Origin of the sequence: Candidatus Desulfatibia sp. (assembly GCF_036446775.1) — a bacterium.
GTDB lineage: Bacteria > Desulfobacterota > Desulfobacteria > Desulfobacterales > UBA11574 > Desulfatibia_A.
In genome coordinates this window covers 1-15876 of sequence record NZ_JAZFTO010000127.1, presented here as the reverse complement: position 1 = coordinate 15876, position 15876 = coordinate 1, and the positions used below count along the sequence as shown (strand labels likewise).

Sequence of the window (15876 nt, the reverse complement as noted above, 5' to 3'; positions counted from 1 at the left end):
TTGCACTAAATTTGATATTTTTCTATCGGCTATTACCTCACTTTAAGCACTTCAAACTTTCAATTGCTTTTGAATTGATTGGCCAGGTCGTTGTCGACGACGTACATGCAGATTTCCTTGGCTCCTTGTTCGGTATAATTCCATTTTTCACAAAGATTGTTCATCATGAAGGTTACGTCGTTCCGGATTTTTTTGTCGTAAGTCTTAAAATCTTCGGTGTCGTAGTCCTTGACGGCGCGCCTAAAGTTTTCGTTTTCAAGGAAAGGTTCCAGCACCTTTTCTTTAAGGTTGTAAACATACCTTTCATGCAGTGAGTGATAGATATCTGTTTCGGTTATTGGTTTTCCCTCCAGCAAAATCTCCTGGGTCAACGTCCGGGAGGTATATTCCTGGTGGATGTTCTTTCTAAACAGATAGCGATCGTGATTATTTAGCTTTTCACTCACCAGGCGCGTTTCGATATTCTTGAAGAAAGCTTCGGTTATTTCCAGTTTTTCTCCGGTAAACTTGCACGTTTCGACGGCTCCTATTTCGAAGTTAACGGCAAAAAGATAGTTTTGAATATCCCGGGATATCTGTTCCTCGTTGTAATAGTAGAGCGACTCTTTGACTTCCTGCAGTACCGTGTAGTTGTACATGTGCAGCAGTGAATCGAGAAACCCTTCGGGGATCGAATCTTTGATTTCCCGGCGAGATTTAGTGAAAAAGTTATTCAACATTGACATGTTGATGAGTTTGTCGCCCGTGGCATATTTGGAATAAAACGCATTAAATATTTTAATGGAATCGCGCCCGGAAATGCCAAGCTTGCCTTCGGTTTCCGATTCGGCAATGATTTTACGTCTGCGTGCCGCCGTTAATTGTTTTCTATCTTCCTCCGTCAGCCAACCCGGAATGTATCCGGTATAAAGGTCCATTTTGAGAAGCCGCAGGTTATCATCACAATAAAGCTTGTATTTGTTCGCATCGCCGATCCATTCCAGCATTGCCGGTGACTCGGTGTTTAGCCGGGAGGCGATAATAACACGGGCAAAATTGTTCAGTACTCTGGGCAAGAAGCTCTGGCCAATATGTTTTCCGAAAACGTTATGGTAAATCTCTACCTCTGTATTCAGATCCAGAACATACGGAATTTGTATATTCTCAATACGGTCTGAGAAGGAAGGGAATTCCTTTATGTTTTTTTTGTCTTCGGGGTTCATCAGCGCCAAAAAAAGAGAGTTTACGTTTTCCTCAATATCTTCCACTTTGTGGATGCCTTCACTGATAATGTTATGAAGCTGGATCAATCGCTCGGTATTGTGGGATTTGATGTCCATGAGAGCGTAAATGCCGTTGTTGGTTTTGGCATAGCGCGAATATAAATATCTAATCTGATTGCCGTCCTGCAGCATCATGTTCAACCGGTTTTGGAGAAAGTTATTGCTGATTGTATTTTCTTTTAAAGGTTTATCGCCGGGATTAAAGACACTGATGCCTTCTCCGAGGCGCCTGTTGAACGGGTACGATCTTGTATACAGCATCTTAAAGACTTTCTGGGGACTCTTCAGCTTGCCCAATAGCGCCTGGTACAGCGAACTGCAAATCGTACAAGGATTATTGCTGAATACCCAGTCGTATTCTTTTTCGGTAAACAGTTTCCATTTTAGTTCATCATTATTAAACAGGTCATCGAAAAAAGCCCGGCGGTAATCCTTGGGAATCATCAAGACCGGGTGATCATGGCTGGGGCAGGGCACCTCTATGTATTCCGGCGTTGAAACCAGATGGGTTTGAGATTCAAAGAGTTCATGCTGATCCTGGGCCGATTTTTCCTGCATTTGAAGCAATTTTTCAAACATGGAAAGGGTAGCATGTTCTGAGGAACTCCCTAATATTTTACGGTCCAATCTCCAGACTGTTTCGTAACAAGCACCGTCTTCCGTATTGGTATACTCTTCAAATTTTGTTAAAAGGTTGTTTAAAAAAGTACTCTTACCGCTGCCGTGGGGACCTTCAAAAATGTAAATCTTATTTTGTTGGGCACCGCGCTTCATGGCATCAACAAGGTTGATCAGCCGGTTGGCAAAAAGTCGGTCGGCGAAAAAGGGGTGATCCAAACCTTCTACAAAGAGCCGACTGCAATCGTAGCGAACAAAATCGATCGATTCGGGATCATCGGGGTACTCGTTGACGCCTTCTCCGATATAAGTCTTGATCATGTCATGAAACACCTGGAAAATATTGCGCAGCACAACAGATGGCTTGGCGGTAAGCGATTTGAGAAATTCCTCAAAGGCGATGGTGGCGCGCTGGTCCCGCTGGCCCATGCTGCGATCGATCTTCTCCATGGCTAGTTTAATATTTTCCATACCGTATCCTACAAAAGCTTTTTGCTGGAAAGCTTGCGATCTTGCATGGTATACAACACCCGCTCCCATTTTACTTCCGGCTCCTGGTCTTCTGTTTGCGAAGGGCCGGCATGGCCGAAGAATACATCTTGCCCCTGAGATTGCGGTGTCGGAACAACCTCATTCGTTTCAAACTGAACAGGTCCGCCCCAGAGATATTCAATCCCCATCATGGTATTAAAGATAAAATCTTTCACCAGGGGTTTCTCTTCAAAGTGATGCACAAGGTAAAGATTGTTGTCGACGCTTTTTTCCGGATCGACTTCAATGTGCGGGGGGTGATAGAGGGAGTTTCGCAGCATCCGGCGATAGTCTTGAGCCTTGCGGCTCTTGACATAGTACTCCCAAACCATTTTTTCAGGGTTCAATTTTTTACCGGCTACAAACAGTTTGTTTTTGGTGACAAAATCTTGATCAACGAATGTGTCGATCAACATGGAATCGCAGAAGTTTTCACGAACTTTAAAAATAAATTCTTGCCCCTTGCCCGTTTCCTGATCAAATTTTTTACGTTCGTCCAAATCAAAGCAACGCTGAAAATCCAAAGAATATTTTCCTTTATCGGCTATTTCTTCGATATAGTAAAATAGCCGCAGCCCCAGAGCATAAGGGTTCAGCCCTACGCGCGGCAACGACGCAACCACGGCATTGACGCGGGCAAAATCGACCTCGTGCCCCTTGATGCGATCATCCGGCAGGAAAAGGTTTTCGTGCCAATAGCTGGCCCAGCCTTCATTCATGATTTTCGTTCGAATCTGCGGTTGGAGGAACAGGGATGTTTTGCGTACCACCTGCATGACCGATTTCATCCACTTGTTGTCATCTTTATTTATGAAATTAGCATTTTCCATTAAAAACTGAATCAGATCGAATTTTGGTTTAGCGCCCTTTTCAAGATGTTTTTTAAAAAGTGCTTCAAATTCAGGGTATTTTTTGACCGCATCCGCAAAGAAGGATTGCTCTCCCAGGTCCCCGTGAGTACGCATACAATCGTTGTACCTTTCAATTTCCTTAATATATTCGTGGATCTTTATGTTTTTAACATCCTGCAAAAACACATCAAAGTAGTAGTCGAGACGTTTGGGCCGGTTTGCCGTCGATCCGCGATTCACCCGGGAAAGCTCGTCGTAATATCCCACTAAATTATCTATGCCGCGGGTAAACTCAATAACGTAATCTACCCATCTGCCCTTTTCCGACCTGAGCTTGGCTATCAAACGCTTGTCCGACAGGGCCTGCCCGTTGAAATCATCGTCCCAGGTATGGCGAAAGTACAGGTTGTTTTGAAAAAAATCGATGTGGGCAATAACATGATAAAAAATCATCACGTTCAACCAGTCCGGGTTGTTGTCGTTGTAAAAAGAGATGGCCGGCCGGGTGTTAATAACGGTTTCATACGGGTTGCCGGGATAAAGTTCATAGCGGCCTTTTTCTTTAAGGACTTCAACATCATGAACCCAGTAATCGTAAAGATTCGGAATCATCACTTTGGGGGTCAGCTCCAGCAGGTCCCGGTTGGTTACTATATACTCTAAGGTTTCGTCCCCAAAGCGCAAGCCGACAGCACGTGCTTTTTCTTTACACTCTTCCATAATTTTTTTGGTATGCTGGTTGATCAGTTCCATGACTCTTCTAAAATACAAGTTTCTACGAATTAACTAAAACTTACTATACCGGGCCACCATCGGCGCAGCCGCCTTATATAAAATCGCGCAGCGATTTTATTCGCTGATCAGCTTTTTGATTCCTTCAATAAGCCGCTGTTCGTCAGAATCTTCCTGCAAGATATCAAGCCGGAGCAGCTTGGGGTTTTCTTCCAGCAGCTTTGATTTGCTCAAATACTTTTCAACTTCGGTGTCGTTGGCGGAGTCGCTGGCGTGTGCGGCGATCGTAATACCGATTCTGTTGGCATAGGCCAGCATCTTTTTCAGCTCCGGAAGAGCCTCTTTTCCGCTGGTATCCCAGTCGTCTCCGTCGGTCCCGTGGAAAATATAAATATTGTAATCCTGTATCAGGTTCTCTTTTTCCACAATTTCGTTGACCAGACGATAGGCCGAAGACACCTGCGTGCCGCCGGCAACTTTGGAGTTATAATAAGTATAAAAATCTTTAACTTCTTTGGCCTTGGTATCATGCACGATAAAACGGGTTTCCACCTGACGGGCATACTGGTACAGCAGCCAGCTGTAGATCAAGACGTGCTGGGACACCACAAGTTCAGTGGCCTTGCCGATCATGGAGCCCGAATAGTCTCTTAAGAAAAAGACCATGGCCTGGGACTCATAGTCCTTTTCACGGGAGAGGATGCGATAGATTTTATCTTTGGGTGAGATAATAAAGCCGGTGGGGTCGATATTGCCGACATCGGGCAGATTCCCCAGGGCGATATTGGTTTCAATAATTTTGCGCAGGGTAGCTTTTTTATCGATAATCTGGCCAAACCCCCGATGTTTGTCGGTCATGTCATAGATATAACGGGTGAGGGAACGCTTTTTGCCCTTGTCTTTGAGATTGGGGAGTTCGAACTGCTCCGTAAGGATCTTGCCCATATCATAGGCATTGGACTCCATTTCATGCTGGCCATCGTCGCCTTCGCCCGGCCCAGCCCCTGGCGTCCCATCCGGGGGACGAATCGGCTCTTCGCCGATGGTTTCACCCTCTTCGCCTTCTCCTGATCCGCCGGCCTGCTCTTCTTCGAAGGGTTGCAAAGTCTGGTCATGAATAAATTTTTCTTCCACCGTGGTGGGAACCACCACGACCTTATCTTTGGCCCCTTTGCCCGGTTTGATCATCCGTCCGATTCGTATCTTGCGCGGAAACCCATCGTCCTCTCTTTTCTTGTCACGCTCCAGCAATTCGTCGACGCTGCGCAGACAGGTAATATAAGTGCTTTGAGGAGCATGGATGCCCTGCAATACGAAAGGATCGTTGCACGCGTAGATATTATCCGAAGCACGGTCAAACGCATCGCTTCCGGCAGCTTTGATACGCGCAACCGCCTGGGGCGCGTCATGGGAGTGATCGCCCTCCAGTTCGGCCAGGATTTTTTGCTCCTGTCGTGGCGTCAGGCCTCTTTTTTTAATCTGGCGATAAAGTTTTAACAGTTCAGAATCCATGTTCGTGTTACGTGTTATTTTCCATCCTCCTGCGTGCAGAAATACTCGATGGTTTTTTGGGCACAGGTTTTACAGTAATTGAGCTTGGTCAACATGGTGTCGATCATACGATCATACAGCTTCTGATTTTCTTCATTGGTACGATTTGCCAAAGCTCCGATGAGACTTCCGGATCCGGCAATGTCGGACTTGAGCCGAACGTCGGTGACCGCTTTGACCAGTTCCAGATTGTCCATGAAATCGTAATTGGGATCGACAGAGATTTTCTGGCCGTATATTTTGCGAATAGAAGTTCTGAAGGTTTCGCGCTTCTCCTGCGTCTTGAGCCCCAGGCGTTCTTCAATGCTTTTGATGTAGCGTTCATCGATTCTCATGGCCTGGAGTTCACCGGTCTGGGGGTCTTTGTATTTCCACATCTTGTCCGGCCCCAGGTTTTCGGCATCAATACCGATGATCATGTTGACATAGTTCATCACGTCTTTGCGGATGGCCAGCGGCTCATCCATATAGGCGTTAAACATTTCGGTCATGACCCTTTCGCGGTACAGGCCTCTGGCGGTTTTAAGATCTTCTAAGAACTTAGCCCTGTCATTGGCATCGGTAACGTAGTCCAGGACAATCCGTTCAAGGGTTTTAAAGATGTCATAGGCGAACATGCATTGTCCTTCATTGGTTTCGGAGCTTTCAATCAAAAGCTGGATAGCTCGTCCCAGGTTGCGTTGTCCCATGCCCTTTTGGCCAAAACGCTTGGTGATGTCCGGTTCGTGGTTGAGCGTGTCGATGACTTCGGCCAAGGTTTTGATGCTCTTCTCGCCGGCGACTTCACCGGCAGCCAATTTCATGGTTTCAATCGCTGTCAGCTTTTCGGAAGTAGGCAAACGGGTCAGAACCACCGCCACCGATGCCGCATAATTCAAGTTGGGATCTTTGTGCAGGACCTCCTTGTTGAGCGTGGTTTTGTTATCACTTCCAATGGCATATGTTGTCAGATATTTCTGCAGCTTGTAGTCCGTGTTGTGCGAGACGTAGCAAATGCGGCACCGGTCCACAATTGGCGCTTCCTCTTTTTCGGCTAAAAAGCGGTTAAACTCGGAGTTGTTGCTGGTGGCGATGATCAGGGTGTCGATGGGCCATTTGAAGCCGTCAATTTCGATATTGCGGTTTTGGATGACGCCCAGATACACCTGGACCAGGTCTTTTTTATTTTTAAATATTTCATCACTGAAATGAATGCCGCCGCCGGCAACCCGTGCCAGTGCGCCGCGCCTTAAATCAAAACGATACGGATTGCTGGTATCGGTAATGTGAAGCAGTCGCTGGATAGACTCTTCCCCATGCAGATCAACGGCTGAGGAAGTGATTTTGTCTTTGGCCGGGTACTTTCCGGTTATGGTTCCCAGACTTTCCGTCAACGGTACCGGGACAATTCCAATAAAATCAAGCATCTTTGCAATGTTGCCGTCGGCGTAATCGCGGATACCGTTCCAAATGTATCCGCTGCAGGCACCCAATGGACGGTAGTTTTCATAAAGAGTTTCGATTTCTTGGTCTGAAAAACCAATCTGTTTCGCCAGATAGGTTTTACTGTCCTTAAGATCGTCAAAGAGGTTCATAGCCAGGATCACGGGATCCTCAAAAGTTTGGGATTCAACGTAAGTAATTTTCCCGTAACCTTGAAGCTTGTTTAAGTCGTTGAACCTGAAGGTGTACTTGCGGTTTTTATCCCGGGATAAAAATTGACGATATTTGGTGCAAAGAAAATCAACAAAAAACGTTTTACCGTTTCCAGGCTCCCCAACGAGGACGTAGGCCATTTCTTTGGATGAGCCGTTCTCGGCCGCATCTTTGACAAACGAAACGAAACTGTTGATTTCTTCATACATGCCGATGATATGTTTTTTCCCCGTGTTGAAAATCTCGAACGTGTAGGTTGTTTTACCTTTGACCGTGACTTTTTCAATATCACTCTCCAGAATCATCCTGGAAACGCCCTGGAAAGCATTTTCAAAGCATCGCTTCCCCTCTTTAACAGCAACCAGATGATTTTGAAGCGCCTGATTACTCTTGTTAGCCATTTTTTACGCTCCTTTCCGTGCGTTATGGGAAGCGATGAAAAACTCCCCTGATTTCTCAAATGCGTGTTTTTATTTTAATACTTTTATCATTTTTGTCGTAGTTAAGAATGTTTTTGAGCTCCTCTACGATAAGAGGCTTGCAAGCTTCATCACCAGTAAACTCAACCGTGCGGTTGCCGTTGCTGAAATCGATAACCAAATTGCAGTTGAATTTTTTTGCCGTTGCCTTGATGATTCTTGCCAAAACTTCTTGGTTGGTCTCTTCTGTTTTTATTGGTATCTTATTTGACATGCTTTGCTTCCCTCTATTTTCAGCGCTTGCCGGATCATTTTGGCTATCCTAAGTTTCGCCGCCTAAAAAATGCCGGCTAAGATAACGCTGCCGGGCAGGCGGGAAACCAACCGGAAAAATACAAGCGTATTTGGTTTTTATCTGGTTTTTGCCGTTTTATAACTATATAAGCAAAAAAGGTGCCAAGCTTAATAATTTGGATAGACCTGAATAAACGTCAAAACAAAAGGCTCTGTAATATCGATGGTTTGAAGGTGTATTGCAGTCTTACAAATGATAAGGTTTGCTTAGTGAGAAGGTAAAATATAGGGCTTGTTGCCTGTGATGGTAATTGTCAAAAATATGTCTTTCATTATGGCTGTAAATGAAGAATAAAAAATAAATTCAGGAGTTTGTAGAATAGGTTTTAGCTGTGTGAATGCGGGCCGTGTGCCAATATCATGACGGTTCAAATCAAAAGCCGCACCAGGTTGTAATGTTTTCCACAGCCTCACGGGTACTGGCAACCTGGTTGGCCGCAAAATCCCAGTTGGGATAGCCCATGGCGATGGCAACGATGATCCGCTGGGACGCAGGAATTTGTGCAAATTTTCTCAATATATCCGGGTACATTACCCCCTGGTTCTGGATACAGGTTCCCAGGCCGAATGCCAGGGCGGCAAGACAAATGGTCTGCATTACACCCCCGATATCAAGCAGCGGCCTTGTTTCCGGCAGCGACCGGTCACTTGTGATAATGATGACCGCCGGTGCATTAAAGTAACGGAATCCGCGCTCTATCCATGCTATTCTTTTTTGTTGGTCCTCTCTGGGTATATTCATGAGCTTAAAAAGCTGTTTGGCGATTTCCACCTGGCGCCGGCGATATACGCTGCCGGGAGGCCATTCATCGACTTCCCATTCAGGGCTGAAGGGATGGCCGGCTTGCAACTTTTCAATGGTAGCCGTCCTGATATTTTCAAGCACATCTCCGGCGATGACGGTAAACTGCCACGGCTGGGCGTTGGATGCAGAGGGAGTGCGGCAGGCAATCTTCAGGATTTCCTTTAAAGTTTTTTTGCTGACAGGATCGGGTTTAAAGTCCCTGATGCTTTTGCGAGTTTTTATGGCTTCAACGACATTCATAAAACCACTCCTTTTTTATTGCCGCTAAGGCACCAAGGCAATCAAGGGTGAGCAGTCATCAGTAAGAAGTAATCAGTAAGGAAAACTGATAACCGATAACTGATAACTGATATTTGTGTCTTTGTGCCTTGGTGGCAAATGTTTTTAATTCGGGTTGGGGATTTGCCGCCAATAAACGATGGCATTGGCGTAATAGGTCAAAACGTCAATATGTTTGGGGTCAGCCCTGTACAACCCCTCCGATTCAATCACAATGCGTCGCAATCTAAGCGTGTTTAATGCCGTCAAGATGTTTTGCGCCCGGGATCTTCCGGAAACATGCACGGTTGCACCTCGGGCTTCAAGGACATCAATCAAATCATGCACGTGCGCTTCCACCTCAAAAGCGCTCAGCGGTTGTTCGACAGATTCCAGCATAACCATGGACACCAGAGACACCGGAAGAATCGGGATAACCTGCTCGATGGAATTCATCAGCTGTTTGCAAAGTTTTTCAACATAACCAAAACGTGTTTCGCGGTCAACTTCACTGAGATTCACTCGGTTCTGCCGACAAAATTGACGCGCGGAAACATGCGGGCCAAAGTTGACACAGGCATAACCATACCTTTGCCATCGACTGCTAATCATTAATACTATACTGCGCCAAATAAACCAGCTGGTGGTTTTTACTACAAACCAAAGGCTGCGCTTTTCGGCCTCAGGATCCAGCGCACGTACCAAGCTGCGGTCTTCCAATGTTCTGTCATAGTTAATCCCAACGGGAATAAAAATAATATCTCGATCTTTTTCCAATTCAAAACTGCGCAGCATATAATCGATCAGACCCAATTTCGGTGGCTGCAATCGGCCATCGCGGCTTAGTCTTCCTTCTAAAAAAACAGCCTGGCAAACACCCTCTTTGGTCGCCATATGGACATAGCGTTCAAGCACCAAACGATACAGTGGATCTCTGGAACGGCGGCGCACAAAATAAGCTCCCATGGCCTTGATCAAGGTTTGTAAAGGCCATATCTTGGCCCATTCGCCAACGGCATAAGACAGGGTCGTACGTTCTGCGGCCAGAAATGCCACCAGAATATAGTCCATATTGCTGCGGTGGTTCATCACGAATACAACGGTTGCATCGGGATAAACAGCGTTCAGCTGCGCATCATCTGTCAGGACGACATGTACCATGTAAAGACGGCGGGCAATTTTTTTTGCCAGCCAGTAACCCAGGCGAAAATAAAGATAGGCATTAAAGGAGGGTACAATTTCCTTGGCATAGCGTAAAACTTTTGCCTGCACAACTTCACGCGGCGTCGCTTCTTTTTGCGCATAAGTTTGTATCGCTGCAATGACTTTAGGATCGTAAACCAGTCGCTCGACTAACACTTGCCGCTTGGTAAGCTGGAATGGTTTGATTTCAATGTCTAACCGGCTGCCGATTTCATCGATGACACGGTTAATGCGCCGTCGTAAAAACCAGCGCACACTGGGAATAAAAATACGATCCAAAACTGCCAGAGCGCTGATTATAACCAAAAATAAAAAAAACCAGATCGATATTGTAATTTGACCAGTCATGAACCACACTTAAAATGTTTTTAAAAAGCCGTCCAGGATATTTCCTTAATAATTTAGATACTTAATGGTTCGTCAAGATACTGTCAAGGAAATTCTCTTACTCTGCCACTATTTGAAACGCTCGATTCAGGTCTAATAATTTTGCCGGTATCAGCAAGCAGCTGTTTTGAGATCTTGGCTAACAAATTTCATTGACATACGGGCTACTTTTGCTTATAAAAAACCTGGTCAAGAAAATATTGGTTGTTCATTTCCTTATGGGCATTCAGCAAGGTTGCAGATCGGCCTCATAGAGCGCTCTTTTCCTTGCTTACTGTACCCTGATGTTACTGATTTTTTTTGATATTACCAATTAAGATAAATTTGTAAAAAGTGAAACGTGAAATGTAAAACGACTACATTTAGTACATTAAGAGGCAATATTACACAACAGATAGACTTTTCACGTTTTACTTTTTACGGAACTATCAATTAAGATATGCTTGGCGATTTCTTCCTGCGCTGTTAACAATCGCTGACATTCTATACAGGCCTAATTTCCTTAACTTTTTTGGTAAGGCCGTACCAGCCCATTTGTGCTGATAAAATATGGATAAGACAAACTATTTGTTACCTACGTTGAGTGATTTTTTACAGGAAATAATACATCGGCAATAATTTTTGGATGCAGTTTAATTGGATGCAGTTTAAATCGTAAGGAGGACTAAATGTCTAAAAAGTGGGTATACTTCTTTGATGAAGTTGCTAAGGCTGAGGAATATGTCGGCGGTGATTGGGAAAAAGTACGGGGGCTGCTCGGCGGTAAGGGGGCCAACCTGGCGGAAATGGAACGTATCGGCGTGCCGGTGCCGCCCGGCTATACTGTTACCACAGAAGCCTGTAACGCTTATCTTGATGCCGGCGAAACCTATCCTGAAGGGTTAAATGAACAGATGCTGGAATCCTTGAAAACAGTTGAAACCAAAACCGGAAAAAAATTCGGTGACCCGCAGAACCCGCTTTTGGTTTCATGCCGCAGCGGGGCTAAATTTTCCATGCCCGGCATGATGGATACCGTACTAAATATCGGTTTGAACGACGAAACCATCAAAGGTATGATCGCATTGACCGGTGATGAACGCTTTGTGTATGATCTTTATCGCCGCTTAATACAAATGTTCGGTAGTGTCGTTATGTTGGCACCCGGCGAGGATTTTGAAGAGGTGCTCACCGAGGCTCGTGCCAAAGCAGGCGTTGAAACCGACACCGAATTGAATGCAGAGGACTGGAAGGCGGTGGCGGAAGAATTCAAAGCGATTTTCAAACGCCATACCGGCCGCGATTTCCCAACCGATCCCTATGAGCAGCTGAATCTGGCTACCGCAGCTGTTTTTAAAAGCTGGTTCGGTAAACGCGCCGTGGACTATCGCAATGCCGCCGGTATCGCCCATGACCTGGGTACGGCCGTCAACATACAGACCATGGTCTTCGGCAACCTGGGTAATGACAGCGCGACCGGTGTCGCTCTGACGCGCAACGGCACCACCGGTGAGCACCGTATTGAAGGTGATTATCTTATGAATGCCCAGGGTGAAGACGTGGTCGCCGGCATTCGCCTGACGGAAGACATTAATAAACTCAAAGAAGAGATGCCGGCAGCTTATGGCGAATTCGAACAAATCTGCCAAAAGCTTGAAAAACACTATCGTGAAATGCAGGATGTCGAGTTTACGATTGAAAAGAATAAGCTATGGATGCTGCAGACTCGCGACGGCAAACGTACGGCCCAGGCTGCTGTGCGTATTGCGGTCGAAATGGTCGAAGAGGGTATGATTACGCGCGAAGAAGCGGTCATGCGGGTTACGCCTGCACAAATCGATTTTTTCCTGCATCCGCAATTTGACCGTGAGGCCGTTAAAGCGGCCAAAGCTAAGGGCGATATGCTGGGTAGCGGACTTAATGTTTCGCCCGGTGCGGCTTTTGGTGTCGTCGCCCTCGACGCCGATCTGGCCGAAAAATGGGCCAAAGAGGAAGGCAGGGACGTCATCATGGTGCGTCCTGAAACCCGTCCGGACGACGTGCACGGCATGCTGGCGGCCCAGGGCATCCTCACCAGCCGGGGTGGACGTACCAGCCATGCCGCGCTTGTAGCCCGCCAGTTCGGCAAACCGGCCGTGGTCGGTATGTCGGCTCTCGAAATCGATTTAGACAAACGCCAGATCAGCGTAGGTGGCCTGGTTATCAAAGAGGGGGAGTGGATTTCTATCGACGGCACCGAGGGTGAACTTTATACCGGCAAACTTCCCACGGAAGTACCCGAATTTGAAGACCCGGAGTTGATGAAGCTGCTCTCCTGGGCCGATGAATTCCGCAAGTTAGGTGTCTGGGCCAACGCCGATTATCCGGCGGATGCCCAGCGGGCGCTCAAGTACGGTGCCGAGGGCATCGGCCTCTGCCGCACGGAACACATGTTCTTTGAGGCCGAACGCATGCCGTTCGTGCAAAAAATGATCATGACCGACAATGCCGATGAACGCAAGGAGGCCCTGGATGCGCTGCTGCCCTTTCAGCGCGAAGACTTTGCCGGTCTTTTCCGGGTCATGGACGGCCTGCCGGTAATCATTCGCCTGATCGATCCGCCTTTGAATGAATTTTTACCCTCTGAAAGTGATTTGCTGCGTGAATTGTGCGATCTGAAACTCCAGCTCAAAGACGCCGGGGCCCCTGAGGAAATTGACAAACTGCAAAAGCAGATTGAAGATAAAGAGCTGATTCTCAAACGGGTTGAGAGCCTGCACGAGACCAACCCGATGCTGGGCATGCGCGGCGTACGCCTGGCCATTCACATCCCGGAGCTGACAACCATGCAGGTACGCGCCATTTTTGAAGCAGCCTGCACGGTAGCCAAAGAGGGCGTGGACGTACATCCCGAAATAATGATTCCCCTGACCAGCCACGTCAACGAACTCAAGGTCCAGCAGGAAGTCCTGGAGGCTGAAGCCAAAAAGGTCATGGAGGAACAGGGCATCGAGCCGCATTATAAATTCGGAACCATGATCGAAATCCCGCGGGCGGCAATAACCTGTGATCAGATTGCCGAATATGCCCAGTTTATATCGTTTGGGACCAATGACTTAACCCAGACCACCTTTGGAATTTCCCGAGACGATGCCGAAGCAAGCTTTTTGATCGAATACTTGGAAAGAGAAATTCTGCCGGAGAATCCCTTTGCCGTGATCGACCGTGACGGTGTGGGATTTTTGATGGAGATGGCGGTTAAAAAAGGACGCGCCGTCCGTCCGGACATGGAATGCGGAATCTGCGGCGAACATGGGGGCGATCCTGAATCGATTCAGCTGTGCCACGAATTAGACTTGACGTATGTTTCCTGTTCGCCTTTCCGTGTGCCGGTTGCCCGGCTGGCTGCGGCCCATGCAGCACTGCGCGATAAAATAAAAGATTAACCCGTATGTTAAAGGTCCCGGTCTCGCTTAAGCGGGACCGGGATTTTTATTTTAAGGAGGGTGGTATCATGACACTTTTTCTTGTACAGCACGGCAAAAGCCTACCCAAAGACAAAGATCCGCAAAAGGGCCTCGCAGCAGAAGGCATCGCCGAGACGGAGGGTATCGCCGAGGTGGCCAAAGGATACAAAGTGCCGGTGGCAGGTATTACTCACAGCGGCAAGACCAGGGCGCGCCAGACCGCCGAGATTTTTGCAAAGGCCCTGGAACCTGGGGGTGGTATTGACGAGCGCAGCGGATTAAGCCCTTTAGACGATGTAGCTGATTTTGCCGGCACCATCGACAGCACCGAAAACCGCATGTTTGTGGGTCATTTGCCCTTCATGGAAAGGCTGACCGCTTATCTGATAACCGGATCGATCGAAAAGCCCGTTTTCAAATTCCAGAACAGCGGTCTCGTTTGTCTGGATATGGATCCCGACAGCCGGTCCTGGGTAATTAAATGGACCCTGATGCCCCATATTGCCTAATCGAGTTTAACTCGATGGGGCGTTATAGGTTAATCGTTATTGGTTATTGGTATTTTAATTTTGCGTTTCTGCGGATCGGCATGCCGGCGGTAGAAAATTGCCGTATGCCCGATCTAGCCTGCCTGTTCACAGCCGGTTTGTTTTTCAATAATATCCGCGATCTTTTTTTGTGCTCCTGGTATTAAATCAGCCCGGCTGATTGATAATTAAGGCTCTTTGATATATACTTTATGCTAATTTTATTATAAACTCAATTGGTTAAACAATTGCCGGCCCCTCCTCTTATTGCATTACTCCAAACCAGACTGCCAATAAAGTAATATAATTATAATTGCTGGGGATTGTCTTGACATACAATTAAACATGCTTAGTATTTATCGTAACGGGAAGTATTACATAGATAAAAAATAAAAGGAGGTAATTGCTATGCAACTAATAAAATGGACTCCCTGGAGGGAGATGGCAACTTTACAGAACCGCATCAATCGAATTTTCGACGGTTCCTTTTTCCGCGAGAACAGCGCGTATGACGATTTGTCCCTGCAACACTGGAATCCTGTGGTCGATATATACGACAATGATGACAAGGTCATCATCAAGGCTGATCTTCCGGGCTTGAGCAAAGACGATATCACCATTGATTTAAAAAACCGGGTGTTGACGGTGCAAGGTGAACGTTCTGTTGAAAATGAAGCCAAAGAGGAAAATTATTATCGCCGGGAAAGAAGTTATGGAAAATTCTGCCGCGCCTTCACGATGCCGGCGGAAGTTGATTCGGATCAGATTCAGGCTGAATTCAAAGACGGGGTGCTGAAAATTAACATCCCCAAACCCAAAGAGCAACAGCCCAAACAGATTACGATCCATTAGCCCGGGTTTCTTCATTCTTATTCCCTAACCATGGGGTGGCTCATTGGGCCACCCCTTCATTATTTATTTAAACGGAAACTAAAAGGTTAATCTTATTCCAAGCAGTTTTTGTGCTCCTTGGCCATATCTAAAAATATCGAAATCATCCTGCAATCGAAAATATAGACTAAAGACGCCCGTCTTGCCCGGGATTTGCAGCCCTGCTTCAATGGCATGACCGACCTCGGAACTGCCTCCCTGCAGATACCGCCCTGAGAAATCTAAGTATGGAATTATCCTTTCCATGCTAAAAGTATAGCCCAAAGTCCCATGCAAATTACCCCGGTAATCAAAGTTGGTTGTTGCTGGATAAACACCAACCCCCGCTCTCGCGTTCCAGAAAGAATCATTATTGTTTTTCAGCTCCAAACCAAGAAGGTTATATTTTCTAATAACACCGGTATGCTCTATGCCATAAAGGAAGGTA

The 15876-nt window shown here is 46.6% G+C and carries 11 protein-coding genes; 3 read left to right on the top strand and 8 right to left on the bottom strand.

Annotation, left to right across the window (positions count from 1 at the left end):
- Positions 1–59: 59 nt before the first annotated feature.
- From V3S16_RS06060 to V3S16_RS06030, 7 genes are all read right to left on the bottom strand, one after another.
- Positions 60–2420 carry a serine protein kinase PrkA gene (locus V3S16_RS06060; RefSeq protein ID WP_413883777.1) on the bottom strand — a complete coding sequence of 787 codons (2361 nt, stop codon included), beginning with the start codon at positions 2418–2420 and terminating at the stop codon, positions 60–62.
- On the bottom strand, positions 2360–4015 hold the full coding sequence (locus V3S16_RS06055; RefSeq protein ID WP_413883776.1) for a SpoVR family protein: 1656 nt from the start codon (positions 4013–4015) through the stop codon (positions 2360–2362). The genes V3S16_RS06060 and V3S16_RS06055 overlap by 61 nt, the downstream gene beginning before the upstream one ends.
- Before the next feature lie 96 nt (positions 4016–4111).
- The gene (locus V3S16_RS06050) at positions 4112–5506 is read right to left on the bottom strand and encodes a DUF444 family protein (protein WP_413883775.1); all 1395 of its coding nucleotides are present in this window, start codon (positions 5504–5506) and stop codon (positions 4112–4114) included.
- A gap of 14 nt (positions 5507–5520) precedes the next feature.
- The gene (locus tag V3S16_RS06045; RefSeq protein ID WP_413883774.1) at positions 5521–7581 is read right to left on the bottom strand and encodes a serine protein kinase PrkA; all 2061 of its coding nucleotides are present in this window, start codon (positions 7579–7581) and stop codon (positions 5521–5523) included.
- A 55-nt stretch (positions 7582–7636) separates the two neighbouring features.
- Positions 7637–7873, bottom strand: coding sequence for a hypothetical protein (locus tag V3S16_RS06040; protein ID WP_413883773.1), 237 nt, complete (start codon positions 7871–7873; stop codon positions 7637–7639).
- A gap of 453 nt (positions 7874–8326) precedes the next feature.
- Positions 8327–8998, bottom strand: a complete 672-nt coding sequence (locus tag V3S16_RS06035) for a nitroreductase family protein (RefSeq protein ID WP_413883772.1) — start codon at positions 8996–8998, stop codon at positions 8327–8329.
- A gap of 144 nt (positions 8999–9142) precedes the next feature.
- Positions 9143–10567 carry a 1-acyl-sn-glycerol-3-phosphate acyltransferase gene (locus V3S16_RS06030; protein ID WP_413883771.1) on the bottom strand — a complete coding sequence of 475 codons (1425 nt, stop codon included), beginning with the start codon at positions 10565–10567 and terminating at the stop codon, positions 9143–9145.
- A 707-nt stretch (positions 10568–11274) separates the two neighbouring features.
- Here V3S16_RS06030 and ppdK point away from each other — a divergent pair.
- The 3 genes from ppdK to V3S16_RS06015 all read left to right on the top strand — a co-directional run bounded on the left by ppdK (position 11275) and on the right by V3S16_RS06015 (position 15410).
- A complete protein-coding gene (gene ppdK, locus V3S16_RS06025) occupies positions 11275–14010 on the top strand; it encodes a pyruvate, phosphate dikinase (RefSeq protein WP_413883770.1) in 2736 nt (911 codons plus the stop codon).
- A gap of 68 nt (positions 14011–14078) precedes the next feature.
- Positions 14079–14540, top strand: a complete 462-nt coding sequence (gene sixA, locus V3S16_RS06020; RefSeq protein WP_413883769.1) for a phosphohistidine phosphatase SixA — start codon at positions 14079–14081, stop codon at positions 14538–14540.
- 426 nt (positions 14541–14966) lie between these two features.
- Positions 14967–15410 (top strand): Hsp20 family protein, encoded by a 444-nt coding sequence (locus tag V3S16_RS06015; protein ID WP_413883768.1) that lies wholly within the window; start codon positions 14967–14969, stop codon positions 15408–15410.
- Positions 15411–15488: 78 nt separating this feature from the next.
- On the opposite strand, the gene V3S16_RS06010 is transcribed toward V3S16_RS06015, so the two are convergent.
- Positions 15489–15876, bottom strand: a 388-nt coding sequence (locus V3S16_RS06010) for a hypothetical protein (RefSeq protein ID WP_413883767.1), incomplete at its 5' end; no start/stop codon positions are given.